This is a genomic window from Kribbella antibiotica (assembly GCF_004349055.1).
Lineage (GTDB): Bacteria > Actinomycetota > Actinomycetes > Propionibacteriales > Kribbellaceae > Kribbella > Kribbella antibiotica.
Genome location: NZ_SMKX01000126.1, coordinates 1 through 26,612, shown reverse-complemented (window position 1 = coordinate 26,612; position 26,612 = coordinate 1). Strand labels below are relative to the sequence as shown.

General features: G+C 68.0%; 26 protein-coding genes. 20 read left to right on the top strand and 6 right to left on the bottom strand.

All coding sequences use genetic code 11. The features are described 5' to 3' along the window. A partial coding sequence (locus E1263_RS31640; protein ID WP_337590292.1) for a GNAT family N-acetyltransferase occupies positions 1-895 on the top strand: 895 nt, incomplete at its 5' end. Positions 896-911: 16 nt separating this feature from the next. On the opposite strand, the gene E1263_RS31635 is transcribed toward E1263_RS31640, so the two are convergent. Further along, on the bottom strand, positions 912-1,994 hold the full coding sequence (locus tag E1263_RS31635) for a dipeptidase (RefSeq protein ID WP_132174066.1): 1,083 nt from the start codon (positions 1,992-1,994) through the stop codon (positions 912-914). 12 nt (positions 1,995-2,006) lie between these two features. Then, positions 2,007-2,432, bottom strand: a complete 426-nt coding sequence (locus E1263_RS31630; RefSeq protein WP_132174064.1) for a hypothetical protein — start codon at positions 2,430-2,432, stop codon at positions 2,007-2,009. Between the two features lie 50 nt (positions 2,433-2,482). On the opposite strand from E1263_RS31630, the gene hisI reads away from it, so the two are divergent. From hisI to E1263_RS31565, 13 genes are all read left to right on the top strand, one after another. Beyond that, positions 2,483-2,815: a phosphoribosyl-AMP cyclohydrolase gene (hisI, locus tag E1263_RS31625; RefSeq protein ID WP_132174062.1), complete on the top strand. Its 333-nt coding sequence runs from the start codon at positions 2,483-2,485 to the stop codon at positions 2,813-2,815. Continuing rightward, positions 2,812-4,302, top strand: coding sequence for an anthranilate synthase component I (locus E1263_RS31620; RefSeq protein ID WP_132174060.1), 1,491 nt, complete (start codon positions 2,812-2,814; stop codon positions 4,300-4,302). The genes hisI and E1263_RS31620 overlap by 4 nt, the downstream gene beginning before the upstream one ends. Before the next feature lie 4 nt (positions 4,303-4,306). Further along, positions 4,307-4,861, top strand: a complete 555-nt coding sequence (locus E1263_RS31615) for a Trp biosynthesis-associated membrane protein (RefSeq protein ID WP_132174058.1) — start codon at positions 4,307-4,309, stop codon at positions 4,859-4,861. A gap of 56 nt (positions 4,862-4,917) precedes the next feature. Continuing rightward, on the top strand, positions 4,918-5,169 hold the full coding sequence (locus E1263_RS31610) for an HGxxPAAW family protein (protein WP_132174056.1): 252 nt from the start codon (positions 4,918-4,920) through the stop codon (positions 5,167-5,169). A gap of 14 nt (positions 5,170-5,183) precedes the next feature. Beyond that, positions 5,184-5,990, top strand: a complete 807-nt coding sequence (gene trpC, locus E1263_RS31605) for an indole-3-glycerol phosphate synthase TrpC (protein ID WP_132174054.1) — start codon at positions 5,184-5,186, stop codon at positions 5,988-5,990. Between the two features lie 241 nt (positions 5,991-6,231). Then, positions 6,232-7,443, top strand: a complete 1,212-nt coding sequence (trpB, locus tag E1263_RS31600; RefSeq protein WP_132174052.1) for a tryptophan synthase subunit beta — start codon at positions 6,232-6,234, stop codon at positions 7,441-7,443. Beyond that, a complete protein-coding gene (trpA, locus tag E1263_RS31595) occupies positions 7,436-8,263 on the top strand; it encodes a tryptophan synthase subunit alpha (RefSeq protein WP_132174050.1) in 828 nt (275 codons plus the stop codon). The genes trpB and trpA overlap by 8 nt, the downstream gene beginning before the upstream one ends. Before the next feature lie 7 nt (positions 8,264-8,270). Then, the gene (locus E1263_RS31590; RefSeq protein ID WP_132174048.1) at positions 8,271-8,924 is read left to right on the top strand and encodes an SCO family protein; all 654 of its coding nucleotides are present in this window, start codon (positions 8,271-8,273) and stop codon (positions 8,922-8,924) included. Beyond that, positions 8,921-9,400, top strand: a complete 480-nt coding sequence (locus E1263_RS31585; RefSeq protein ID WP_132174046.1) for a DoxX family protein — start codon at positions 8,921-8,923, stop codon at positions 9,398-9,400. The genes E1263_RS31590 and E1263_RS31585 overlap by 4 nt, the downstream gene beginning before the upstream one ends. Further along, the gene (locus E1263_RS31580; protein WP_132174044.1) at positions 9,397-10,104 is read left to right on the top strand and encodes a DsbA family protein; all 708 of its coding nucleotides are present in this window, start codon (positions 9,397-9,399) and stop codon (positions 10,102-10,104) included. The genes E1263_RS31585 and E1263_RS31580 overlap by 4 nt, the downstream gene beginning before the upstream one ends. 80 nt (positions 10,105-10,184) lie before the next feature. After that, positions 10,185-11,276, top strand: coding sequence for a prolipoprotein diacylglyceryl transferase (gene lgt / locus E1263_RS31575; RefSeq protein ID WP_132174042.1), 1,092 nt, complete (start codon positions 10,185-10,187; stop codon positions 11,274-11,276). Then, on the top strand, positions 11,269-12,006 hold the full coding sequence (locus E1263_RS31570) for a VIT1/CCC1 transporter family protein (RefSeq protein WP_238161702.1): 738 nt from the start codon (positions 11,269-11,271) through the stop codon (positions 12,004-12,006). Before lgt ends, E1263_RS31570 begins: the two co-directional genes overlap by 8 nt. A gap of 9 nt (positions 12,007-12,015) precedes the next feature. Next, positions 12,016-12,795, top strand: coding sequence for a serine/threonine protein kinase (locus E1263_RS31565; RefSeq protein ID WP_132174040.1), 780 nt, complete (start codon positions 12,016-12,018; stop codon positions 12,793-12,795). Here E1263_RS31565 and E1263_RS31560 read toward each other — a convergent pair. Further along, positions 12,768-13,682, bottom strand: a complete 915-nt coding sequence (locus E1263_RS31560) for an alpha/beta hydrolase (RefSeq protein ID WP_132174038.1) — start codon at positions 13,680-13,682, stop codon at positions 12,768-12,770. The two genes, E1263_RS31565 and E1263_RS31560, sit on opposite strands and share 28 nt — an antisense overlap. A 101-nt stretch (positions 13,683-13,783) precedes the next feature. On the opposite strand from E1263_RS31560, the gene E1263_RS31555 reads away from it, so the two are divergent. Continuing rightward, the gene (locus tag E1263_RS31555; protein ID WP_132174036.1) at positions 13,784-14,233 is read left to right on the top strand and encodes a MarR family winged helix-turn-helix transcriptional regulator; all 450 of its coding nucleotides are present in this window, start codon (positions 13,784-13,786) and stop codon (positions 14,231-14,233) included. 10 nt (positions 14,234-14,243) lie between these two features. Here E1263_RS31555 and E1263_RS31550 read toward each other — a convergent pair whose 3' ends face one another. After that, complete coding sequence (locus E1263_RS31550) at positions 14,244-14,579, bottom strand: hypothetical protein (protein WP_132174034.1); 336 nt, start codon at positions 14,577-14,579, stop codon at positions 14,244-14,246. Positions 14,580-15,236: 657 nt separating this feature from the next. Between E1263_RS31550 and gltB the strand changes: the two genes are divergently transcribed. The 4 genes from gltB (at position 15,237) to pyk (ending at position 24,666) form a co-directional block, all read left to right on the top strand. Beyond that, positions 15,237-19,772: a glutamate synthase large subunit gene (gene gltB / locus E1263_RS31545; RefSeq protein ID WP_132174032.1), complete on the top strand. Its 4,536-nt coding sequence runs from the start codon at positions 15,237-15,239 to the stop codon at positions 19,770-19,772. After that, positions 19,772-21,238, top strand: a complete 1,467-nt coding sequence (locus E1263_RS31540) for a glutamate synthase subunit beta (protein ID WP_132174030.1) — start codon at positions 19,772-19,774, stop codon at positions 21,236-21,238. Before gltB ends, E1263_RS31540 begins: the two co-directional genes overlap by 1 nt. A 341-nt stretch (positions 21,239-21,579) precedes the next feature. Next, complete coding sequence (locus E1263_RS31535; protein WP_132174028.1) at positions 21,580-23,115, top strand: metallophosphoesterase family protein; 1,536 nt, start codon at positions 21,580-21,582, stop codon at positions 23,113-23,115. Between the two features lie 99 nt (positions 23,116-23,214). Continuing rightward, on the top strand, positions 23,215-24,666 hold the full coding sequence (gene pyk / locus E1263_RS31530) for a pyruvate kinase (RefSeq protein WP_202869141.1): 1,452 nt from the start codon (positions 23,215-23,217) through the stop codon (positions 24,664-24,666). Between the two features lie 198 nt (positions 24,667-24,864). Here pyk and E1263_RS31525 read toward each other — a convergent pair whose 3' ends face one another. Then, the gene (locus E1263_RS31525) at positions 24,865-25,212 is read right to left on the bottom strand and encodes a darcynin family protein (RefSeq protein WP_132174024.1); all 348 of its coding nucleotides are present in this window, start codon (positions 25,210-25,212) and stop codon (positions 24,865-24,867) included. Continuing rightward, the gene (locus tag E1263_RS31520) at positions 25,209-26,099 is read right to left on the bottom strand and encodes an SDR family oxidoreductase (protein ID WP_132174022.1); all 891 of its coding nucleotides are present in this window, start codon (positions 26,097-26,099) and stop codon (positions 25,209-25,211) included. Before E1263_RS31520 ends, E1263_RS31525 begins: the two co-directional genes overlap by 4 nt. An 86-nt stretch (positions 26,100-26,185) precedes the next feature. Here E1263_RS31520 and E1263_RS31515 point away from each other — a divergent pair. Further along, positions 26,186-26,612 (top strand): TetR/AcrR family transcriptional regulator (locus E1263_RS31515; protein ID WP_132174020.1); only part of this gene is annotated, 427 nt, incomplete at its 3' end.

Below are 26,612 nucleotides of genomic sequence, written 5' to 3'. Positions count from 1 at the left end.
GGGGGAATGGATGGTGTGGGATCGGGGGATGGCGATTGAGTTGGGTACGGCGACGGTTGGTGGGCTGGGCGAGGTTGTGACGGCGTTGCGGGAGTGGCAGGGGGAGGGGACTCCGCATCAGCTGCACCCGGGGGATGTCGGGTGGTACTGGCGGTTCGGGGCGGAGCAGACTGCGGCGGCGCTCCGGACTTGGCGTCGGGACGGTGCGATCGTGGCACTGGGGTTGCTGGACGAGGCGGATCTGGTGCGGATCGCGTTTGATCCCAGTGCGTTGCAGGATGCGGAGCTCGCTGAGCAGGTGGCGGCGGATGTGGCGGAGCCAGCGCGGGGAGTGCTCGTTGAGGGCAAGGTGTACGTGGAGGCGCCGCCTGGAGCGCTGGTGAAGGATGTGCTGTTCAAGGCGGGCTGGAGCTTGGACGAGCCGTGGGTGCCGTTGCGGCGCGACCTGAGCGAGCCGGTGCCGGCGCCGGAGTTGAGGGTGGACGTCATTGGTGCCGAGGAGGCGCATGAGCGGGTCACTGTGCAGCGGGAGTCGTTTGAGGGGTCGACGTTCACCAACGCGCGGTGGTTCGCGATGGCGGACGGCATCCCGTACGCCGACGCGCGGTGTCTCGTGGGACGCAACCAGCTGGGGGAGTCCGTGGCAGCGGTGACGGTGTGGTCGGCAGGTGAAGGCAAGCCGGGGTATCTGGAGCCGATGGGTGTGCACCGGATGCACCGCGGGCGCGGCTACGGCGAAGCGATCACTCTCGCTGCAGCACGCGCACTGCAGGAGATGGGCGCGTCGAGCGCCAACACCTGTACCCCTGGCTTCAATGTCGGCGCAGTTGCCACCTACGAAGCGGCCGGCTTCGTCCGCGGCGAAGATCTGCGGGACCTCCGCCGCGACGCCTAGAGATGCCTAGAGGCGCCTAAGCAGACAGGTCGTCGGCAGCGCGCAGCACCCGGAGGATGTTGCCTCCGGCAAGCTTTGTGAGGTCCTGGTCGCTCCACTTGCGATCGGCCAGGGCCTCGAACAGCCGCGGGTACGACGCCACATCCGGAAGGTCCACGGGCGTCTCCGGTACGCCGTCGTAGTCGCCGCCGATCCCGACGTGGTCGATCCCGGCCACCTCACGCACGTGCTCGAGGTGCTTGACCACATCGGCGATCGAGGCGAGCGGCTTCGGCTTGTCGTAGGCGGCGAGGACCTGGTCGCGCTGCGCCGGGTCGTCCTTGTCCAGCCCGAGTGACTCCGCCTTAGCGAGCAGACCGGCGACCCAGTCGACGTACTCCTGCGAGACGAAGTACGGGACGAAGGTGACCATGCAGACACCGTCGTTGCCGGCCAGCGTCTCCAGTACGTCGTCCGGTGCGTTCCGCGGTACGTCGCAGACCGCACGCGCCGACGAGTGACTGAAGATCACCGGTGCTGTCGTGATGCGCAGTGCGTGCCGCATGGTGTCGGCCGAGACATGTGACAGGTCGACCAGCATGCCGATCCGGTTCATCTCCCGAACCACCTGCTCGCCGAACTCGTTCAGTCCACCCAGCACCGGCTTGTCGGTGGCGGAGTCGGCCCACGGCACGTTGTTGTTGTGCGTGAGCGTCATGTAGCGCACACCGAGCGTCCGCATGGTCCGCAGGATGCCTAGCGACTCACCGATCGAGTAGCCGCCCTCCATGCCCATCAGCGACGCCACCCGCCCGGCCTTGATCGCCGCATCCACCTCATCCGCAGTCGTCGCCAGCTGCAGTGCCTCGGGGAACCGCGCCACGAGCTGGTGGACGAAGTCGAGCTGCTCGAACGTCCGCCGTACGGCGTGCTCGTCCTGAGGCACCCACAGCGACCAGAACTGCGCACCGACGTTCCCGGCCCGCAGCCGCGGCAGATCGGTGTGCAGCTGCGGCACAGACCCGCTCAGGTCGTGCGCGTCCAGGTCGTACTCGCACAGCTCGTAGAACGCGATCGGCAGGTCGTTGTGGCCGTCGATGACCAGAGGGGTGCTCGTCATCCGGCCATCCTGTCAGCTCTGCCGGTACGACGGCCTCGGACCCAGGAATGTCTCGACCACCCGCTCCAGCACTCCGAGCACGTCCAGCGCGGGAAGTTCGGCGTAGGGGATCGTCGCGCTCGCGTGCACGACGAGGTACTCAGCGGTATCCGGCCAGAACCCAAATCCGACGCCGGTTTCCACTTCCGTCTCCGGATGCCGGCTGGCGAACGCGCTGCGTAGGACGCCTGGTTCCGGCACTCGGATGACACCGGCTGCTCCTGCCCGCTCGACCAGGCCGGGCAAGGCGTTCGCGTTGACCAGCGCAGGTTGGCTCGCGGCCCAGGCCGACGCGTGCGGGGCCAGCGTGAAATCCCAGCCGTGGCTGCGGTCGGCGAACTCCCGCTGCGCGATCTCCAGGCGCCGGCGGTTCTCGGCGTAGTACGCCTTCAGGTCCACGGCGCGCCCTCCTGGTCAGAACTGTCCGTGCCATCGGTGACAATAGTTGGGTGAGTATCGACGAGCTGACCTTCGACGCGGCCGGGCTGATCCCGGCGGTGGTACAGCAGTACGACACGCGCGAGGTGCTGATGGTGGGCTGGATGAATGCCGAGTCCGTTCGACGGACCGCGGAGACCGGCCGGAGCACGTTCTGGTCGCGCAGCCGCCAGGAGTACTGGGTGAAGGGCGAGACCAGCGGTCACCGCCAGCATGTGAAGGAAATTCTCGTCGACTGTGACGCCGACACTCTGCTGGTCCTGGTCGACCAGGAAGGCCCGGCCTGTCACACCGGCACCCGGAGCTGCTTCGAGCACGGCACCATCGAGGTGAAGACAGCGTGAACGTCCCGACTCTGGAAACCTTCCGCGACTACGCCAAGGACCGCCGGGTGATCCCGGTGACGCGCCGGCTGCTCGCGGACGCTGAGACGCCGATCGGCGTCTACGGCAAGCTCGCGGCCGAGCGCGAGGGCACCTTCCTGCTCGAGTCCGCCGAGAACGGTGGCGTCTGGGCGCGGTATTCGTTCATCGGGGTCCGGTCCGCCGCGACGCTGACCGAGCGGAACGGTGAGGCGGTGTGGACCGGCAACCCACCGGTCGGCCTGCCGCAGACCGGCGACCCGCTGCAGGCGCTGCGCGAGACCCTCGAGATCCTGCACACCCCGCGGCTTCCGGACCTGCCCCCGCTCACCGGCGGCATGGTCGGCTTCCTCGGGTACGACGCCGTCCGCCGGCTGGAGAAGTTGCCGGACACAACGACCGACGACCTCGGCCTGCCCGAGCTGACGTTCCTGTTCGCGACCGACCTGGCCGCGCTCGACCACGAGACCGGTGAGATCTGGCTGATCGCCAACGCGATCAATTGGGACGACACCGACGAGCGCGTCGACGATGCGTACGCCGATGCCGTTCGCCGGCTGGACGCGATGGAGGCCGACCTCGCGCGGCCGACCCCGTCGTACGTCGTGCGTGCCGACCGCACGGCCGAGCCCGACCCGCACCGGCAGCGCTCGAGCGCTGAGTACCGGGAGGCAGTCGAGACGGCCAAGGAGGAGATCCGGGCCGGCGAGGCGTTCCAGATCGTCGTTTCGCAGCGCTTCGAGCTGCAGACGACCGCGTCCGCGCTCGACATCTACCGCGTGCTGCGCCGCTCGAACCCGAGCCCCTACATGTACCTGGTCCGCCTGGACGGCTTCGACATCGTCGGCTCCAGCCCCGAGGCGCTGGTGAAGGTCACCGACAACAAGGTGATCGTGCACCCGATCGCCGGCACTCGCCGCCGTGGCGCGACGCCGGAGGAGGACCACGCGCTCGAAGAGGAGCTGCGTGCCGACGCCAAGGAGCGCGCCGAGCACCTGATGCTGGTCGATCTGGGCCGCAACGACGTCGGCAAGGTCTGCGTGGCCGGCACGGTCGAGGTGATCGACTTCATGGATGTGCGCCGCTACAGCCACGTCATGCACCTCGAGTCGACCGTCACCGGTCAGCTCCTTGCGGGCAAGACCGCTTTCGACGCCCTCACCGCGACCTTCCCGGCCGGCACCTTGTCGGGCGCCCCGAAGCCGCGGGCGATGGAGATCATCGACAAACTCGAGGTCACCCGCCGCGGTGTGTACGGCGGTGTCGTCGGCTACCTCGACTTCGCCGGTGACGCAGACACCGCAATCGCCATCCGTACGGCGGTCCTGCGCGGCTCGACCGCGTATGTCCAGGCCGGTGCCGGCATCGTCGCCGACTCCGACCCGGCGTCCGAGGACGCCGAGTGCCGGACGAAGGCAGCCGCCGTACTGAATGCGATCGCCGTCGCGGGAACGTTCAGCGAGGTCTAGAGGGATGCGCCCGCAGAGACTGGTCGACCTGCTCACCCTGATCGCGCTGGCCCTGCTGGGCCTGTCTGCCTATCTGACGTGGGCAACGGCCGATCCGGGCACCGGGCGGCTTCCCGTCGAGTTCAACGGCTACAGCATCACCAGAGCGCCAGCCACGCTGGCTCTGGCCGCAGTGGTCGCCCTGGTCATCACCAAACTCGCCGGTACGGCGCTCCGCCGCATCATCGGCGTACTGATGGTGCTGATGGGGTTCGCGGCGACCGCGGTGGCGCTGCAGGTGCGGCCGGATGATGTCGAGCTCAGCCGGCTTCGGCCCGAGCTCAGCCAGGCCGTGACCGACACCGTGACGGTGGCCACCGGGCCGGCGCCGTGGCCGGCACTGGCCGGGGGAGCGGCGCTGCTGCTAGCCGGTCTGGTCACCGTGCTCACCGCACACCGCTGGAAGCGCCCTACCGATCGGTATGAGCGTGAACCGGCAGCGGTGGCTGCCGAGAAGCAATCCGGTCAGGACGTCGATCAATGGAAGGCGATCGACGCGGGAGAGGACCCGACTCTCTGATCGCGGCGGGCAACCGCCACAATAGGACAGGACGACGACGAGGAGTGGCGCCAACCATGGACAATACGACTGCCGATCAAGCGACCCGGGTGAGCAACGAGGCTCCCCATGACGCGCACGGCAACAGCACGGCGGCCTGGGCCGCGGTGGCGATCATCCTGGTCGGGTTCACCGTCGGTGCCATCGCCATGGTGCTCGGCCCGAACTGGCTGCTGTTCTGGATCTCGGTCGGGATCGTGGTGCTCGGTGCACTGGCCGGCAAGGTGCTGCAACTGCTGGGCTTCGGCGTCCCCGCCGACGACCACTGAAGGGCGGACAGACCATGACTGTGCTTGACGACATCATCGCCGGGGTCCGGGAGGACCTCGCGGAGCGCCAGGCTCTAGTCAGCCTGGACGACCTCAAGCTGGAGGCTCAGCGCAAGCCCGACGCCAAGGACCCGATGCCGGTGTTCCGTGGTGACGGGATCGCGGTGATCGCCGAGGTGAAGCGGTCCAGCCCGTCCAAGGGCGAGCTGGCCGAGATCACCGACCCGGCCGCTCTGTCGGGTGAGTACGAGGCAGGCGGCGCGTCCGCGATCTCCGTGCTGACCGAGCAGCGCCGGTTCAACGGCAGCCTGGACGACCTGCGAGCAGTGCGCGGACGGGTCGACGTACCGGTGCTGTGCAAGGACTTCATCGTGTCGTCGTACCAGCTCTGGGAGGCCCGGGCGGCCGGTGCCGATATGGCGCTGCTGATCGTCGCGGCGCTCGAGCAGGAGGCTCTGGTCTCGCTGATCGAGCGAGCGACCTCGATCGGGCTCTGCCCGCTGGTCGAGGTCCACGACGAGGAGGAGACCCGGCGTGCGGTGGACGCCGGCGCTCAGCTCATCGGCGTGAACAACCGCAACTTGAAGACCCTCGAGGTCGACCGGTCCACGTTCGCCCGGGTCGCGCCGATCATCCCGACCGAACTGGTCCGGGTGGCGGAGTCCGGGGTGCGGGGCCCGCATGATGTAATCGAGTTCGCGCGCGCCGGGGCCGATGTCGTCCTCGTCGGTGAAACCCTGGTGACCGGCCGCGATCCTCGCGCCTCGGTCGCCGACCTCGTCGCCGCCGGATCGCATCCCGCCATCCAGCAGCGGCACTGAGTGCTCTAGATGTGGCGTAAGTCGGCGCTACCGACGCCCAGGCACGCACCTCGCGGCACTTCGCCAGCGCCCATGATGCTCCGCATCGAGGCCACTGACAAAGCACCCCGATGCACGCACCTGAACGCCGCTATCGCTCGACCTACGCCACACCTAGAGCACTGACCTCCCCGACCGGTCCAAACGGCCAGGGGCAGAATCTCTCCCTGGCCGCAGGGCCGGGTTTGGAAGGTTTAGTCGGATGAGTAACACGCTGCCCGACCAGCTCGGGCACTTCGGCCGTTTCGGCGGCCGGTTCATGCCGGAGGCGCTGATCGCGCCGCTCGACGAGCTCACGCAGGCCTGGCAGTCCGCCATGGCCGACCCGGTGTTCACCGGTGAATTCGACCGGATGCTGCGCGAGTGGGCCGGTGTACCGAGCCTGCTGTACGACGCTACCCGGCTGTCCGAGGTCGCCGGGGCGCGCATTCTGCTCAAGCGCGAAGACCTCAACCACACCGGTGCGCACAAGGTCCGCAACGCGCTCGGCCAGGCGCTGCTGACCAAGCGGATGGGCAAGCCGCGGGTGATCGCCGAGACCGGCGCCGGCCAGCACGGCGTCGCGACCGCGACCGCCTGTGCCTACCTGGACCTCGAGTGCGTGGTCTACATGGGCGAGGTCGACACCGAGCGCCAGTCGCTGAACGTGGCCCGGATGAAGCTGCTCGGCGCCGAGGTTATCCCGGTGACGAGCGGCAGCCGGACCCTGAAGGACGCGATCAACGAGGCACTGCGCGACTGGGTCGCCAGCGTCGACAAGACCCACTACCTCCTCGGTACGGCGGCCGGCGCGCACCCGTTCCCCGCGATGGTGCGCGACTTCGTCCGCGGCATCGGTGACGAGGCGCGGGCCCAGTCGCTCGAACTGCTCGGCAAGCTCCCCGACGCGGCCGTCGCAGCAGTCGGCGGTGGCTCGAACGCGATCGGTCTGTTCGCCGCGTTCATCCCCGACGAGGACGTCAAGCTGTACGGCATCGAGCCCGGCGGCGACGGGTTCGAGACCGGTCGGCACGCAGCCACGATCACGGCCGGACAGGTCGGCGTACTGCATGGTGCCCGGTCGTTCCTGTTGCAGGACGAGGACGGCCAGACGATCGAGTCGCACTCGATCTCGGCCGGGCTGGACTATCCCGGTGTCGGCCCCGAGCACTCCTGGCTCGCGGAGACGAAGCGGGCGACGTACCGGCCGGTGACCGATGCCGACGCGATGGAGTCGTTCAAGCTGCTCGCCAAAACCGAAGGCATCATCCCCGCGATCGAGTCGGCGCACGCCGTCGCCGGTGCGTTGGAGATCGCCAAGGAGCTCGGCCCGGACGCCACCATTCTGGTGAACCTGTCCGGTCGCGGTGACAAGGACATGGACACTGCGAGCACGTGGTTCGGGCTGATCGATGGGGAGGCCGGTCGTGAGTGAAGTAGTTGCCCTGGGCAAGGCTGGAACCGCGATCCGGAAGGCCAACGCCGAAGGTCGCGCCGGGCTGGTCGGCTACCTGCCGGCGGGCTACCCGTCGTACGACGGTGGTATCGACGCGATCAAGGCGCTCGTCGACGGTGGTTGCGACGTGCTCGAGATCGGCCTGCCGTACAGCGATCCGGTGATGGACGGTCCCGCGATCCAGCGGGCCGCCGAGGCCGCGCTGGCCGGCGGCTTCCGCGTGAAGGACGTGCTCCGGACGGTCGAGGCTGTCACGGCGTACACGGACGTACCGGTGCTCGTCATGACGTACTGGAACCCGATCGAGCGGTACGGCGTCGATCGCTGGGCCACCGACTTCGCCGGCGTCGGGGGAGCGGGGCTCATCACGCCCGACCTGATTCCCGAAGAAGGCGCGGAGTGGATCGCGGCCGCGGACAAGAACGAGCTGGACAAGGTGTTCCTGGTTGCGCCGTCGTCGACCGACGCGCGGATCCGGTCGACCACGGCGGCGTGCCGCGGGTTCGTCTACGCCACCGCGGTGATGGGTGTGACCGGCGTACGGTCGGCTGCCTCGGATCTTGCTGCGCCGCTCGTGGCCCGGACCAAGGCCACGACCGAACTGCCGGTCGGGGTCGGGATCGGTGTCTCGAACGCGGACCAGGCGGCTGCTCTCGCAGCGTTCACCGATGCGGTCATCGTCGGATCGGCGCTGGTGAAGCAGTTGCTCGACGGCGCCGGCCCGGCCGGTGTGCGATCGCTCACGGAGAGCCTGGCCGAGGGTGTCCGCAGGGAACCGTCAGCGGCGGCCGGACGTTGATCCTGCTGTGATTCGAACCAGGAACGCGGTCGTTTTCCTTGCCGCAGTGGGTCTGCTCGCCCTCGCGGGCTGTGGCAAGGAACAGAAACCCGACAACCCGGGTGGTGCGATCATCCGCACCACCCAGGACCCGAACGGGATGCGGGGTGCCACCCTCGACCAGCCGTACAAGTTGCCGGCGGCCACGCTGACCGACACCGGCGGGAACGCGTTCAACCTGGTCACGTCGACCAAGAAGCCGGTCACGCTGATCTTCTTCGGGTACACGAACTGCCCGGACGTGTGCCCGACGGTGCTGGCCGATGTCGCCTCCGCGCTGACCAAGCTCGACGAGTCGGTGCGCAAGCAGGTGCAGGTGCTGTTCATCACCAGTGACCCGGCGCGCGACACCGGGCCGGTGATGCGGAAGTACCTGGACCGCTTCGACCCGTCGTTCGTCGGCCTGACCGGCGCGTTGCCGTCGATCAAGGACATCGCGCAGGCGGTCGGCGTACCGGTCGAAGGGATGAAGAAGCTGCCCTCGGGTGGGTACGAGGTCGGCCACGGCGCGCAGGTGCTCGGGTTCGGCAAGGACGACAAGGCCACCGTGCTCTGGATGTCGAACGCCGCCATCGGTGACATGGCGCACGACTTCGGGAAGCTGGTCGACGAGAACCAGTGAAACCTTGGGGGGCCTGGGTTTCACTGGGGGCACGACTGATTCTCGGCGGGGTGATGCTGGTCGCCGGCGCGCTGAAGGTCTCCGATCCGGAGACCGCGGCGCAGGCGGTCCGGGCCTATGAGATCCTGCCGCCCGGGCTGGCCGATCCGGTCGGCTGGGGGCTGCCGTTCCTGGAGATCGCAATCGGATTGCTGTTGATCCTCGGTTTCGGTGTCCGGCATTCCGCCGCGGCGGCAGGTGTTTTCATGGTGGTGTTCATCGCCGCCGTGGGCTCGGCCTGGAGCCGCGGGCTGGCGATCGACTGTGGCTGCTTCGGCGGCGGTGGGCGGGTCGACCCCGGCCAGACGAAGTACCTCGAGGAGATCCTCCGCGATGTCGGTCTGCTCGTGCTGGCGATGTGGCTCTGCGTGAAGCCGGCCAGCAAATTCGCTCTTGAATCCGATCCGAACACCTCGACAGGAGACCAAGCACCGTGAGCAGTCCCAACGCCAGCCCGCTGCAGCAGCAGAAGAAGCGGGTAGCCCCCGGCGTCATCGTGGTGATCGTCCTGGTGCTGGCGCTCGCCGCCGGTGTCGGGTTCCAGTACCTGCGCGGACACTTCAAGGTCGAGGCCAGCGGCACCACGTTCACCGAGCCGGCCGTTCTGATCGGCCCGGGCCGGGCCGGCGAGGGCGTCACCGTCGGCAAGGACAGCGCGAAGGTCCAGATCGACCTCTACCTGGACTTCCGCTGCCCGCACTGCGCGGAGTTCGAGGAGCTGACCGGGTCCACGATCGACAAGCTCGTCGCGGACGGTACGGCGAAGCTGACGTACTGGCCGCTGGCTTTCGTCAACCCGGACGCCTCGCCGCGGCTGGCCAACGCGTTCGCCGCGGCGGCCGCCAACGGCAAGGCGCTCACGTATGCCGACGAGATGTACCGCGACTTCAAGAAGTCGTGGAACGACGACCAGCTGATCGAGCTGGCCAAGCAGCTGGGGATCGGCGACGCGAAGTTCCAGCAGGCCGTTCAGGGCAACACCTACGGCAGCTGGGTCACGTCGGTCGGCAAGTCCGCCGACGCACGCGGCGTCACCGGCACGCCGACGGTCTTCGTCAACGACAAGAAGCTGGAGACCAAGGACCTCGCTCCCGAGGGCCTGCAGAAGGCCGTCGACGACGCGGCGAAGGCGGCGAACTGACGTGCCTCACGCACTGAGTCCCCATCGTGACCCTGGGTTCCTGGCCGCTGCCGGTGGCCGTCGAGTAGGTTTCGGATGCCATGTCTAGTCTGATCCCCGCCGTGATTGTGCCGGCCTTCATCCCCAGTCCCAGCCAGGGCGTCTGGCATCTCCTCGGTCTCCCGATCCGTGCCTACGCGCTGTGCATCCTGGCCGGGATCTTCATCGGCTACTGGCTGACCCGGCGCCGTTGGGTCGCCCGCGGTGGCTCGCCGACGGTCCTGTCCGACGTCATGTTCTGGGCGATCCCGTTCGGCCTGGTCGGCGCGCGGATCTACCACGTCGCCACCGATGCCGAGCTCTACTTCGGCGAAGGCCGGCACCCGATCGACGCGCTGAAGATCTGGCACGGCGGGCTCGGTATCTGGGGTGCGGTCGGCTTCGGTGCCCTCGGCGCCTACCTGGCCTGCCGCCGCGCGAAGGTGCCGTTCCTGGCCTTCCTGGACGCGGTCGCTCCCGGGATCGCGCTCGCGCAGGTCTTCGGCCGCTTCGGCAACTACTTCAACCAGGAACTCTTCGGCAAGCCGACGACCCGCCCCTGGGGCCTCGAGATCGACCCGGCGCACCGCCCTGAGGGCTTCACCGACTTCGCCACCTTCCACCCGACGTTCCTGTACGAAGCGATCTGGAACCTCGGCGTGATGGCGCTCGTCATCCTGGTCGGCCGCCGCATCACCCTCGGCTACGGCCGCGCCTTCTTCCTGTACGTCGCCGCCTACTGTGCCGGTCGCGCCTGGATCGAGAACATGCGCATCGACACGGTCAACCACTTCCTGGGCCTGCGCCTGAACGTGTGGACGTCGATCATCCTCTTCGTCCTGGCCGTCGTGGCGCTGATCATCAGCTTCCGTACCAAGCCCGGTCAGCAGGACATCTCCACCGGCCCTGCTGCCGGCGTACCGGACGAAGAAGCCGCCGGTACGACGGACGCCGAGCCCGAGGCTGCGCCCGTCGACGCGGACGCCGTCGCGGAGAGTGTTGTCGTGGAGAACGCGGACCCGGCGAGCGAAGTACCGGCACCAACTGGCGAGCTGACCAGCACCGAAGCAGCGGAAGCCGCTGAATCCACCGAAGCTGCCAAGGACACGGACACCACGAAGCCCGCCGTACCGAGTGATGGGGCCCGTGACTGACGGACCGCAGGTATCGGCTGAGCATCACGGGGACCACAAACACCGCGATGTGAACGGCGGCTGGCTTCGGCCGGCCGTCTTCGGCGCGATGGACGGTCTGGTCTCGAACTTCGCCCTGATCGCCGGTATGGACGGCGGCACCCAGTCCGGCTCGAAGTTCGTCGTGCTCGCCGGACTGGCCGGGCTCGCGGCAGGCGCGTTCTCGATGGCGGCCGGGGAGTACACCTCGGTCGCTTCGCAGCGTGAGCTGGCCCGCGCCGAGATCGAGGTCGAGCGGCTGGAGATCGCCCGGCACCCGATCGACGAGGAGATCGAACTCGCCGAGACCTACCGTGCCAAGGGGCTCGACCCGGATCTCGCCGACAAGGTCGCGAAGCAGTTCCACACCAACCCCGAGCAGGCGCTCGACGAGCACGTTCGCGAAGAGCTCGGCATCGACCCGAACGATCTCCCGAACCCCGTTGTCGCCGCCGGATCCTCGTTCGTCTGCTTCGCCGTCGGCGCGTTCATCCCGCTGCTGCCCTATCTCCTCGGCGCGACGTCCGTCGTACCGGCGCTGATCATGAGCCTCACCGCCCTCTTCGCCGCGGGGGCCGTCGTTTCCCGCGTCACCAGCCGCTCGTGGTGGTACTCGGGCCTCCGCCAACTCCTCCTCGGCGGCCTCGCCGCAGCCCTCACCTATTTCGTCGGTTCCCTCGTCGGTTCCCTCGTCGGGCCTGGAATCGGCTAACGTCAACGCGTGTTTCCCGCGAAGATCGATGAGCAGCCTGACGTCTACCTGAACAGCATCGGCGAGGTTTTCGCCGAGTTCGGTGCCAATACCCAGGACTCCGGCAACATCTCGTACGGCGTCACAGTCGATGGCTACCGGTATTTCGTGAAGACCGCCGGCCGTCCCGACGACCCGAAGCCGTTTTCCCCCGCCGAGCAGCGCCAGGAAGGCGTCCGCCGCGCCGGGCAGTTGGCCGCCGAGATCGAACACGACACGCTCCCGGCGTACCACGGCCTGATCGAGACCCCGTGGGGCCCGGCCCTCGTCTTCGACTGGCGCGAGGGCGACCACCTCGGCACCCACCTCGATCGCTTCCGTGCCTTGTCAGCAGACGAAATCACCGAAGCGCTCGACCAGCTCTACGATCTCCACGACGTCCTGAGCTCAGCAGGCTGGGTCGAAGGTGACTTCTACGACGGCTCCCTGCTGTACGACTTCGACACCCACCAGCTGACCGTCATGGACCTCGACGACTACCGACCCGGTGCCTACAGCAACGACATGGGCCGCATGTTCGGTTCCACCCGCTTCATGGCCCCCGAAGAGCTGACCCTCGGCGACGTCATCGACGACCGCACGACAACTTTCGTGATGGCTCGGACAGCCCTGGTCCTCTTGTCCGACGGCACGCTCGACCGCCCGGCCTTCCGCGGCACCGACGCCCAGTACGCCATCCTCGAAGAAGCCACCACCACCCGCTACGACAGCTACCAAGCCTTCTACAGCGCCTGGCTGGAGGTTTCGTAGCCGAGTCGACGGACGAGGAACTGTCCGGCGCGGTCGAGCGCTTCGTCTGCCGCGTCGAGATGGCCCGCCAGCAGCGGGAAGACGTGCGGTACGCCGGCGACGATCTCCAGACTGACGTCGAGCTCGGACTCGGCTGCCCGGACCGCAAGCCGCAGCGAGTCGTCAAGCAGGACTTCGTAGGATCCGGTCTGGATCAGGAGCGGCGGTAGACCGCTCAGGTCGGCGTACACCGGGCTGGCAAGTTCGTTGTGGGGATCCTGGCCGGCCAGATACTGGTCGGCGTACCACTGGATGTTCTCCCGGTCGAAGATCGGGTCGAGGTGCGCGCGATCGTCCAGGCTGGCCCCGGACACTGCCAGATCGGTCCACGGTGAGAACAGGACCGCGCCGGCGGGTTGCGGCAGGCCGTCACGGCGGGCCGAGAGCAGTACGGCGAGCACGAGTCCGCCACCGGCCGAATCGCCCGCGAGGACGATGTCGCTCGCCTGGGTACCGCCGTCGAGCAGCGCGCGATAGGCGGCGTACGCATCGTCGATCGCAGCCGGGAACGGGTTCTCGGGAGCCAGCCGGTACTCCAGCGAAACAGCCGGGGTGCCGACGCGTCGGGCGAGTGCCGTGGCCAGGAAGCTTCCCGTGTTGGCCGAGCCCACCACGTAACCACCGCCGTGCAGGTACAGGATCACCCCGTCGCGGATGGCATTCCCGACGGTGACGGTGAGGGCCTCGACCCCGCCCAAGGTGGTGGGCCGCACGGTGACGTCCGCGCCCAGCTCGGGATCCTTGAACTGACTGTCGAACGAGGCCCGCTGTCCGGCCGTCGTGCGGTCCTCGGACTGCGGGGCGCTGCGGATCAGCTCGATGATCGCTGCGCGTTGTTCGTGACTCATACCGGCCTCCGGAAGGGCTGTCTGTCAGGATGGATTCGGAGGAATCCACTTCCTCCTAACTACATTCATAGGAAGCTAATTCCCGGGAAGCTGGATTTCTTGTGACCGATCTTTCGGTGCTCTTCACCGACCTGGTGCGGCTGGAGACCCGGCTCTACACCGCGATCTCCAACCGGCTGCGCGCGGAGCACGAGATCTCGCTCGGCCAGTACGAGTTCCTGCGGTACATCGCCGAGCGCGGCACCTGCCGCGTCTACGACCTGGCGCAGGAGATGGCGATCACCGTCGGCGCGACGAGCAAGGCCGTGGACCGGCTCGAAGCCGCCGAGTGGATTGGCCGTACGGCCAACCCTGACGACCGCCGCTCGTCTCTGGTCGCTCTGACCGAGTCCGGCCGGCGCGTGCTCGCCGAAGCGACGCCCACCTTCGAAACCGAACTGGCCGCCTGGTTCGGTTCTGCCCTGCCCCCGAAGCCCCTGGCCGAGCTCGGCACGACCCTCTCCCTGCTCCGCCAACGCGCCGAGGCCGACGAACCAACAGCCCGCCCCTGATGCAACACCCCTACCGCGCCTGGCTCGAAGCCTCCTCGATGTAGTCAGCCAGCTGAACCAACTGCTCAAGGTGATCACCAGGCGAGGGCTGCCCGAGCGACCACGCCGCCCGCGACGCAGCGGTGAACGCGGCGGTCAGCACCGCGCCCCGCCGTAGGACCGAGTCGGCGCCCGCGAGGATCTCGGCGCCGGGGAGCGCGACAAGCAGGTAGCCGAGGTCGAAGCCCGCCGGGCCGAGCCCGAACTGTTCCCAGTCGAGCGCGATCACGTGCTCGCCGTCCCAGCCGGTCAGACCTGCACGCTTGCTGGCCCACCCCACGTCGTCGGCATGCTCACCCAGCCGCACCAGCCGCCCGCACGCGCCTGCCCCAGGCGCCCGCCCCAGGCCCCGGGGCAAGCCACCGCGCACGCCAGCCACTGCCTACCTCAGCCACAGGTAGCAGGCTCAGGATCACAACCCAACGGCCGCCGCGGCGAGGACCCCAACAGACATCACCGGCCGCATGACCGGCAACCGAACCCTCGGCCGGGGCCGCCACGAATGCGGCCGACTCAGTCGGCGTCACATCCCGCCGCTACGGCCGTTTGGTTGTGACGCAGAGCCTGCTACCGGTGGCTGAGGTAAACGGTGGCGGGGGCTCAGCGGTGGCCGAGGGCCGGCGATAGTTGCGGCGAGGGGTGGCTAGGGCTAGCGGGGGTCGGTCACGCCGGGGACGAGGCGTTTGGCGACCAGGCCTTCGGGGGTGATCCAGACGCCACCGTTGGACTGGCCCGTACCGGATTCGAGTCGTCGCATCCCCCAGATTTAACCCGACGGTGTCACCATGGGTAGACGAACTAGTGAGCGCTTGCTTACAAGGCGTAACTGTTGACTCTGAAAGGCGTGTCTGCGGTGGAATGTCTGTCCACCTGTCGGGCGTCATGAGGTAGTCTCGGGACACCCGGCTTGGGCCAATGTTGTCCCGCGGCCAGTTGTTGACCGTAGGACGACGGGAGCCCCTGAATGTATGGTCGCGCCCCCTTTCCAAGTGAGGGCCTGTACGACGGCCGCCACGAGCACGACGCTTGTGGCGTTGCCTTCGTTGCAACCCTGACCGGAATTCCCAGCCACGACATCGTGGCGAAGGCTTTGACCGCTCTGCGCAATCTCGAGCATCGCGGCGCGTCCGGTGCGGAGCCGGATTCCGGCGACGGCGCCGGCATCCTGATCCAGGTCCCGGATGCGTACTACCGCAAGGTGTGCGAGTTCGAGTTGCCCGTGGCGCGTGGATATGCGACCGGTATCGCGTTCCTCCCGGCCGAGGCTGACGACGCCGCGAAGGCGATCGCGCGGATCGAGGAGATCGCGGTCGAGGAGAAGCTGACCGTGCTGGGCTGGCGCGACGTGCCGACCACGCCGGACCTGCTCGGTAACACCGCGCGTTCAGTGATGCCGACGTTCAAGCAACTGTTCGTGGCTTCGAGTGGGGGCCGGGTGCTCGGCCTGGCGCTGGAGCGGATGGCGTTCCGGCTGCGCAAGCGCGCCGAGAAGGACACCGAGACCTACTTCCCGTCGCTGTCCGGGCGCACCATCACCTACAAGGGGATGCTGACCACCGACCAGCTGGACAAGTTCTTCCCCGAGCTGACCGACCCGGACCTCGCTTCGGCGATCGGCGTCGTGCACAGCCGGTTCTCCACCAACACGTTCCCGTCGTGGCCGCTGGCTCACCCGTACCGGTACATCGCCCACAACGGTGAGATCAACACCGTCCAGGGCAACCGGAACTGGATGCGCGCTCGTGAAGCGCTGCTCTCGAGTGAAGTCATCCCTGGTGACCTCGAGCAGCTGTACCCGATCTGTACGCCGGGTGCCTCGGACTCGGCCTCGTTCGACGAGGTGCTGGAGTTGCTGCACCTCGGTGGGCGCTCACTGCCGCACGCGATGCTGATGATGATCCCGGAGGCGTGGGAGAACGCCACCACGATGGATCCGAAGCAGCGCGCGTTCTACGAGTTCCACTCGACCGTCATGGAGCCCTGGGACGGACCGGCCTCGGTCGTCTTCTCCGACGGTTCCAAGGTCGGCGCAGTGCTCGACCGCAACGGCCTGCGTCCCTCGCGCTACTGGGTGACCGAGGACGGCCTTGTCGTCCTGGCTTCCGAGGCCGGTGTCCTGGACATCGACCCGGCGACCATCATCGAGAAGGGCCGGCTCGAGCCGGGCCGGATCTTCCTCGTCGACGTCGAGGCGCACCGGATCGTCACCGACGCCGAGGTGAAGAACGCTCTCGCCGACGAGGCGCCGTACGACGAATGGCTGCACGGCGGCCTGATCCGGTTCGAGGACCTGCACGAGCGTGAGCACGTCGTGCACAGCCACGCGTCGGTGACGCGTCGCCAGCAGGTCTTCGGATACACCGAGGAAGAGCTGCGCGTCATCCTGACGCCGATGGCGAAGAACGGCACCGAGCCGATCGGCTCGATGGGCACGGACACGCCGATGGCGATGCTCAGCGACCGGTCGCGGCCGCTGTTCGACTACTTCGCCCAGCTGTTCGCCCAGGTCACCAACCCGCCACTGGACGCGATCCGCGAGGAGCTCGTCACTTCGTTGTCGTCGAGCCTCGGCCCGGAGTCCAACCTGCTGAACCCGGGTCCGTCGTCGTGCCGCCAGGTGGTGCTCCCGTTCCCGGTGATCACCAACGACGAGCTCGCCAAGATCCGCCACATCAACCTCGACGGTGACATGCCGGGCCTGGCCACCACGGTCCTGCGCGGTGTGTACGACGTCGAGGGCGGCGGCGAAGCGCTCAAGGCACGGCTCGACGAGATCTGCGCCGAGGCCGACGCCGCGATTCGTGAGGGCGCGCGCATCGTCGTACTGTCCGACCGGCACTCGAACGCCGACAGCGCGCCGATCCCGTCGCTGTTGCTGACCGGTGCCGTCCACCACCACCTGGTGCGCGAGAAGACCCGCACCCAGGTCGGTCTGGTCGTCGAGGCCGGTGACGTCCGCGAGGTCCACCACGTCGCGCTCCTGATGGGGTACGGCGCGGCGGCGATCAACCCGTATCTCGCGCTGGAGTCGGTCGAGGACCTGTGCCGTCGCGGCACCTACCTGCCCGGGATCGAGCCCGAGCAGGCTGTCCGCAACCTCGTGAAGTCGCTCGGCAAGGGCGTCCTCAAGGTGATGTCGAAGATGGGCGTGTCGACGGTGGCGTCGTACACGGGGGCCCAGATCTTCGAGGCCAACGGACTCTCGGCGGATCTGGTGGAGGCCTACTTCACCGGTACGTCGTCCAAGCTCGGCGGAATCGGCCTGGCCGAGATCGCCGAGGATGTCCGCCAGCGCCACCTGCGCGCCTACCCGGCCGACGGCATTCTGACCGCGCACCGCAAGCTCGAGGTCGGTGGTGAGTACCAGTGGCGGCGTGAGGGTGAGCCGCACCTGTTCGACCCCGAGACCGTGTTCCGGCTGCAGCACAGCACCCGCAGCGGGCGGTACGACATCTTCAAGCAGTACACGGCGCGCGTCGACGAGCAGTCCGAGCGGCTGATGACGCTGCGCGGTCTCTTTCGCTTCAAAGAACAGCACAGTAAGGACCGCGAGCCGATCTCGATCGACGAGGTCGAGCCGGTCAGCGAGATCGTCAAGCGGTTCTCCACCGGTGCGATGAGCTACGGCTCGATCAGCGCCGAGGCGCACACCACGCTCGCGATCGCGATGAACCAGCTCGGCGCGAAGTCGAACACCGGCGAAGGCGGCGAGGACTCCGAGCGTCTGCATGATCCGGCTCGGCGCAGCTCGATCAAGCAGGTCGCCTCCGGACGGTTCGGGGTCACGTCGGAGTACCTGACGAACTCCGACGACATCCAGATCAAGATGGCGCAGGGCGCCAAGCCCGGTGAGGGTGGTCAGCTCCCCGGTAACAAGGTCTACCCGTGGGTCGCGAACACGCGGCACTCAACGCCGGGCGTCGGCCTGATCTCGCCGCCGCCGCACCACGACATCTACTCGATCGAGGATCTCGCGCAGCTGATCCACGACCTGAAGAACGCCAACCCGCAGGCCCGCATCCACGTGAAGCTGGTCTCCGAGGTCGGCGTCGGCACGATTGCGGCGGGTGTCTCCAAGGCCCACGCGGACGTCGTACTGATCTCTGGGCATGACGGTGGCACCGGCGCAGCGCCACTGACTTCGCTCAAGCACGCTGGTGGTCCGTGGGAGCTCGGTCTGGCCGAGACGCAGCAGACGCTGCTGCTCAACGGGCTGCGCGACCGGATCGTCGTACAGACGGATGGGCAGTTGAAGACCGGCCGGGACGTGGTCGTCGCGGCCCTGCTCGGTGCTGAGGAGTACGGGTTCGCCAGCGCACCGCTGGTGGTCTCGGGCTGCATCATGATGCGCGTCTGCCACCTGGACACCTGCCCGGTCGGCGTCGCCACTCAGAACCCGGTACTGCGCGAGCGCTTCTCCGGGAAGCCGGAGTTCGTGGTGAACTTCTTCGAGTTCATCGCGCAGGAGGTCCGCGAGTACCTGGCGGAGCTCGGTTTCCGGACCCTCGAAGAGGCCGTCGGCCACGCCGAGGTGCTGGACATCAAGCGCGCGGTCGACCACTGGAAGGCCGACGGTCTCGACCTGACGCCGATCCTGCACGTGCCGTCGCTGCCCGAAGGCGCGTCGCGGCACCAGACCACCACGCAGGACCACGGGCTCGACAAGGCCCTGGACAACGAGCTGATCCGGATCTGCGCGCCGGCGATCGAGAACGGCGAACCGGTCCGGGCCCAGCTCGCGATCCGCAACGTCAACCGGACCGTCGGCACGATGCTCGGCCACGAGATCACCAAGCGGTACCGCGCGGCCGGGCTGGCCGACGGCACCATCGACCTGACCTTCACCGGGTCGGCCGGGAACTCGTTCGCCGCCTTCGTCCCGCGCGGTGTCACACTTCGCCTCGAAGGCGACGCGAACGACTATGTCGGCAAGGGCCTGTCCGGTGGTCGCGTAGTCATCCGCCCGGACCGGAACGCCCGGTTCGACGCGGGCGACCAGATCATCGCCGGCAACGTCATCGCGTACGGCGCGACGTCCGGTGAACTGTTCATCAATGGTGGCGCCGGGCAACGATTCTGTGTCCGGAACTCCGGAGCCACCGCGGTCGTCGAAGCAGTCGGCGACCACGCCTGCGAATACATGACCGGTGGACGCGTCGTCGTACTGGGCGCGACCGGCCGGAACTTCGCAGCGGGCATGTCGGGCGGCGTGGCCCATGTGCTCGACCTGGACCGTGCCCTGGTGAACAAGGAGCTGGTCGACCTGCTCCCGCTCACCGAGGCTGAGTCCGACCTGTTGCAGGACTTGGTGCGGCGTCATCACGAGGAGACCGGTTCGGAGCGGGCTGCCAAGCTGCTCGGCGACTGGGATTCCGCGGCCGCCAGGTTCACCACGGTGATGCCCCGCGACTACGCCCGCGTGCTCGCAGCCAAGGCGGCTGCCGAGCGCGACGGGCTGGACGAGGACGCCACCACGCGAGCGATGATGGAGGCCATCTGATGGCTGACCCCAAGGGTTTTCTCACCACCGGTCGTGAGGTCGCCGAGCGGCGGCCCGTCACCGAGCGGTTGCAGGACTGGAAAGAGGTCTACCCCGGTGGACCCGGCAAGGCGCTGCTGCCGATCATCACCAAGCAGGCCGGCCGCTGCATGGACTGCGGGATCCCGTTCTGCCACAGCGGCTGCCCGCTGGGCAACCTGATCCCGGAGTGGAACGACCTGGTCTGGCGCGACGACTGGTCGTCGGCGATCGAGCGGCTGCACGCGACCAACAACTTCCCGGAATTCACCGGGCGGCTCTGCCCGGCGCCGTGCGAGACCTCGTGCGTGCTCGGAATCAACCAGGACCCGGTCACGATCAAGAACGTCGAGGTCGCGATCATCGACAAGGCCTGGGAGACCGGGCACGTCCGGCCGCAGCCGCCGGAATGGCTGACCGGCAAGACGATCGCGGTCGTCGGCTCCGGCCCGGCCGGGCTGTCCGTCGCGCAGCAGCTCACGCGCGCCGGGCACACGGTCGCCGTCTACGAGCGCGCCGAGGCGCCGGGCGGGCTGCTGCGGTTCGGCATTCCTGAGTTCAAGATGGAGAAGGAACAGGTCGACCGCCGGATCCAGCAGATGAAGGAAGAGGGCACGGTCTTCCGCTCCGGCGTCAACGTCGGCGTGGACGTCACCGGCACCCAGCTCAAGCAGCGGTACGACGCCGTCGTGATCGCGACCGGCGCCACCGCGGCCCGCGATCTGCCGGTGCCCGGTCGTGAGCACGGCGGGATCCACCAGGCGATGGAGTACCTGCCGCAGGCCAACCGGGTCGCCCTCGGCAAGACCGTCGAGGATCAGATCGTTGCCACCGGCAAGGACGTCGTGATCATCGGTGGCGGTGACACCGGTGCGGACTGCCTCGGCACCGCCCACCGGCAGGGCGCCCGCTCGGTCACCCAGCTCGAGATCATGCCGCAGCCCGGCACGGATCGACCGGCCGGTCAGCCGTGGCCGACGTACCCGATGATCTACCGGGTCGCCTCGGCACACGAGGAGGGCGGCGACCGGGTTTATGCCGTCTCCACGGTGAATTTCGAGGCCGATGCCGACGGCAACGTCTCGGGGCTGAACCTGGTCGAGGTGAAGTTCGCCGACGGCAAGTTCAACCCGGTCGAAGGCTCGGAGCGGACCATCCCGGCGCAGCTCGTGCTGCTCGCGATGGGCTTCCTCGGCCCGGAGCGCGAGGGCTTCCTCGAGCAGCTCGGCGTCGAGCTCGACGAGCGCGGAAACGTCAAGCGGGACAAGAACTACCACACGTCGGTCGAAGGCGTCTTCGCCTGCGGTGACGCCGGCCGTGGCCAGTCCCTGATCGTCTGGGCCATCGCCGAAGGCCGCTCCTGCGCGAACGGCGTGGACACCCACCTGACGGGCTCCTCCACCCTCCACACCCCCATCCCACCCACCGCACGCCCTCTCGCCGTCTGACCGTCGTACCTGCAACTTTGGGAACCCACCAACCACTTTTTCCCTGCCGAACTGGTTGGTGGCTACCCAAAGCCGCCCCTCGTGCCCAAAGAGCAGCCCGCTGTTCTTTGGGCACGGATTGACGTCGCCGGTCGACTTTGGGCACGCACCAACCATTTTTCGGGCAGCGATGTGGTTGGTGGGTACTCAAAGTCGCGTCTGGTGCACAAGGAGCGGTCGGCTTTTCTTTGGGCACCTCGTACGGCGGGCTGGGGGCGACCGGCGGGATTTCGGGGCGCGGAGTGGATGGTCGGGCCCGAGCTGGAGTGTCCCGATAGGTTGGAGTTGTGGTTAGGCGGTTGGTGACGCGCAAGCAGGTCCGGGCGGTGGCGCCGTGGGCCGGGCTCTTCGTGCTGTGGGCGGTGACCGGGCTGGTCGTCGGGGCGCTCGGGTTCGCGAACGACTCCGAGCGGGTGACGATCGGGGCCCACGCGGCAACGGTCTCGCCGACGTTCGACGGGCACGCGACACTCGATCTCGGGGCGGTCCTGCCGCGGTTGCGGATCGCGACCGACACACCGGGCGGGGTCGGTGTGAATGTCGACGTACAGGAGACCGACGCCGACAACCTCACCGAGCTGATGACCCGGGACGCGTTGATCGCTTCGCAACCCGATGGTGAGATCGCGCGGATCCAGCAGGTCATCCAGGAGATGGCCCTCGACAACGCGGTCGCCGGAGCCGGTTCCGGGCTGCTCGTGGTCGTAGTGGTGACGACCTTGTGGACGTCGCTCGGTCGCCGCCGGCGCCGCGAGTTGTGGGATCTCGTGCATCGGCACGAACGGCGTCTCGAGCACCGCGCGGTCGTCGTACTGGTCGCGATGCTGATCACGATCGCGTCGATCTTCGGCCCCGGACAGATCCGTACGGCGGAGGTCGCGCCGACCGAATGGCGGCCGCTGACCGAGCTGCTGCCGACATTGTCGCTCGATCCACGGCTGAAGCGGGTCGAGGTCGCGTCCGGATTCTCCACGACCGGTGGGGTGGGCGTGATCAAGACAGCAGTCGAGACGTACGAGCGTTCCACCCGGTTCTACGGGCGGTTGCGGGAGCAGGTTCAGCGGGTCGGCGGGCGGATCCACCAGGCCAGCGAGGGGGAGACCGTCGCACTGCTGGTCTCGGACCGGCACGACAACATCGGGATGGACCCGGTCGCGGCCAAGGTCGCCGAGGTGGCCGGGGCGAAGCTGCTGATCGACGCAGGAGACGATTCGTCGTCCGGACAGTCCTGGGAAGTCTTCAGCATCAACTCGTTGCGTCAGCACTTCAAAGACCTGAAAGTGGTCGCCGTCGCCGGGAACCACGACGCCGGCGGGCACATCGAGGAGTCGATGCGGAAGAACGGCTTCACGGTCCTCGACAGCAAGCCGGTCGAGGTCGAGGGCATCCGGTTCCTGGGCGACAGCGACCCGACCAAAACGGGTCTCGGGAGCGCGGACAGCCCCGGTGCCGAGACGATCGCCGACCAGTCCAAGCGCCTCGCGGACATTGCCTGCGAGCAGCCGGACGACAAGCGGATCTCCACGATGGTCGTCCACGATCCGTCATCGTTCGCCGAGACGGCCACCCGGGGGTGCGCGACACTGCTTCTGTCCGGACATCTGCACCGGCAGGTCGGGCCGGAGACGAAGGTAGTCGACGAGCGACCCGTGACGACGTACACGAACGGTACGACCGGGGGAGCGGCGTACGCGTTCGCGCTCGGCTACACGCTGCGGCGGCCGGGGGAGATGACACTGGTGACCTACACCGACGGTAAGCCGATCGGCCTCCAGACGGTCACCGCCGAGCTGACCGGCGACATCACCGTCGGCCCCTACACGCCGTTGCCTTCCTGACGTTTCAGGCTTTGCTGCCGCTCGTCACAAGGTGTTAACCGGCCAGTCATGGGGGTGGACCAGCGGACCAGTGGTCTACTAGGAGTAGGGTTTTGTGACGTGCGTCGCGCAAAAATCGTTTGTACGCTTGGCCCGGCTACGGCCGCCCCCGAGCGCATCCTTGAACTCGTCCAAGCCGGTATGGACGTGGCTCGTCTCAACCTGAGCCACGGTGCCCATGCCGAGCACGAGCGGATCTATCAGCGGATCCGCACCGCCGCCGCGGAGACCGGCAAGAACGTCGGCATCCTCGTCGACCTGCAGGGTCCTAAGATCCGGCTGGCCGAGTTCGCCGAGGGCAAGGTCACGCTGACCTACGGCGAGCGCTTCACCATCACCACCCGGGAGGTGCCGGGTGACGTCACCATCTGCGGAACCACGTACGACGGTCTGCCGGGTGACGTCAAGGCCGGTGACCAGCTGCTCATCGACGACGGCCGGATCGGCCTGGTCGCCGAGGAGGTGACCGCGACCGACGTGATCTGCCGCGTCACCGTCGGCGGGCCGGTGTCGAACCACAAGGGCATCAACCTGCCCGGCGTCGCGGTGAGCGTGCCGGCGATGTCCGAGAAGGACGTCGAGGACCTGCGCTGGGCCCTGCACCTGCCGGCCGACATGATCGCGCTGTCGTTCGTCCGGGACGCGGCCGACATCCAGCTCGTGCACAAGATCATGGACGAGGAGGGGCTCCGGCTCCCCGTCATCGCCAAGATCGAGAAGCCGCAGGCGGTCGCCAACCTCGACGAGATCGTCGAGGCCTTCGACGGCTTCATGGTCGCCCGTGGTGACCTCGGCGTCGAGCTCCCGCTCGAAGAGGTCCCGCTGGTCCAGAAGCTGATCATCGACCAGGCCCGGCTGAACGCGAAGCCGGTGATCGTCGCCACCCAGATGCTGGAGTCGATGATCTCCGCCCCGCGGCCGACCCGGGCCGAGGCCTCCGACGTCGCCAACGCCGTCCTCGACGGCGCCGACGCGGTGATGCTGTCCGGTGAGACCAGCGTCGGCCGGTTCCCGATCGAGACCGTCAACACGATGGCCCGGATCGTCGAGTCGACCGAGAAGCACGGCCTGTCCCGCATCAAGGAGATGGAGTGGGAGCCGCGCACCAAGGGCGGCGTCATCGCCCGCGCGGCCGCCGATGTGGCCGAGCGTCTCGACGCCAAGCTCCTGGTCGCGTTCACCCAGTCCGGTGACACGGCCCTGCGCCTGGCCCGCTACCGCACCGAGATCCCGGTCCTGGCCTTCACGCCGGTTCCCTCGGTCAGCGCCTGGCTTTCGGTTGTCTGGGGCATCGAAACCTACATCGTCCCGACCGTCGACCACACCGACGAGATGGTTCGCCAGGTCGACCAGCGCCTCCTCGAGCTGGGCAAGCTGAAGAAGGGCGACCTGGTCGTCATCGTGGCCGGCTCGCCGCCCTCGATCCCCGGTTCCACCAACGCCCTGCGCGTCCACCGCATGGGCGACGCCATCGAGGGCCGGGCCCCGGCCTACCGCACTCCCAACCCGTAGAGAACGCCGTACAGACGAACGAGGCGGGCAGCTCACCAGCTGCCCGCCTCGTCCCACATCCACCACCACCCCCGCCGCGCGCTGTGCGACGTCTGAGGGGTCAACCCCGCAGCTGGTTGGTTGGCCCCCGAGAATCCGGCGGTGCAACCCACCAGCTCAGGGGTTGACCCCTCAGATGGTTGCGGGGTCGGCGGCGGCTCAGGCGTTGATGGTGGTGGGGGTCTCGGTGCCGTAGTGCTTGGCGTAGCCGTTCTCGACGCCGACCAGGATTTCGGCGATGTCGAAGTAGTGGTCCCAGAACGGGGTCTCGCGCAGCGCCTCGATCACCAGTTGGAAGGACTCGTGGTCGTCGGCTTCCCAGACCCAGATGTCGGTGACGCGGGCCGAGTAGAACTCGGTGTCGTAGAAGCGTGAGCGAACGTTGCTGACGCGGTCGCGGACGGTGGGAAGAACTGCGGTTTCGAAGGCATTGATGCGTTCGGGGACGGTCAGGTCGAGCCACTCGCGGCGCGTCTTGACCAGGATGAACGCGGTCAGTTCGCTCATGCGTAGGCACCTGCCAAGATGTCCTCGATCAGGCCGGGACCGGTCGGCTTCCAGCCGAGCAGGTCGCGGGTGATGTCCGACTTGGCTGTCATCGTGGTGCCGAAGAAATGACCGACTACGCCGAAGTGCTCGTCGGCCTCGCTGGGGTCGATGGAGGTGACGGGAAGGCCGAGAGCCTCGCCCAATGCCTGGGCGATCGCCTTGGTGGTGATGGACTCCTCCGCCACGGCGTGCAGACGGGATCCGGCCGGCGCTTGTTCGATGGCCAGCCGGATCAGCTGAGCAGCGTCGGTGCGGTGGACGGCTGACCAGGTGGTCGACCCGTCGCCGATGTAGCCCGACACGCCATGCTTGCGGGCAGCGCCCGCGAGCCAGGTGACGAATCCCCAGTCGCCGCGCCCGTGGACCGACGGTGCGAACCTGACCGCCGACGCCCGCACCTCCTGTACGGCGTACTCCAGCGCAAGGTTCTCGCTACCACCCCGATCGGATCCGGGGCCAACGGCCGGCGAGGGGTCGGTCTCGACGACCGAACGCCCTTCGACGATGCCGGACAAGCCGTTGGCGATCACAAACGGACGATCGCTCCCGGCCAGGGTCTCGAGCATGGTCCCGACTGCGGCCCGCTCGGCCCGGTCGGTCTCTGCAGGGTTGCCCCAGTCGTGCTTGTTGGCCAGGTGTACGACGGCGTCGGCGTCCCCGGCGCCTGCCCGCAGCGAGCCGAGGTCGTCGAGGTCCCCCCGGTGCGCGACCGCCCCCTTCGCCGCCACCGCAGCGGCCGAGGTGTCGGAGCGAGCCAGCCCCACCACCTCATGACCCGCAGTCAGCAGCTCGTCGACAGTCGCGGAACCGATCCAGCCCGATGCTCCAGTCACAAAGACACGCATGTGCCTGCTCTCCTTCATTCAATTTCGGTGCACTGCGTCCAGTAATCTAGCAATATCGAGTCACTGTGTCCAGCTATAGTGCTGTCATGGAGCACGCCAAGGCCGGTCGCCCGCGCAGCGAACAAGCCAGAGAAGCCGTCCTGCACGCCGTCGACGACCTCCTCATCGAGGTCGGCTATGCAGCGATGACCATGAAGGGCATCGCCGAACGCGCCGGCGTCTCCCGCCAGACCGTCTACCGCTGGTGGTCCACCAAGGCCGAGATCCTCTTCGAAGCCAGCGCCACCGACGCCGAGGACGAACTCACGATCCCGCCCACCGGCAACCCCACCGAAGACCTCACCGCCTATCTCAAGGCCCTCATCCACTTTCTCGCCCGCTCCCACGCCGGCACCGCCTACAGAGCCCTCCTCGGCGAAGCCCAGCACGACCCCGCCGTGGCCGAACTCATAGCCACCAAAGACGTCCTCGCCAACACCGCCCGAGCAGCCATCGCCCAAGCCCTCCCCACCC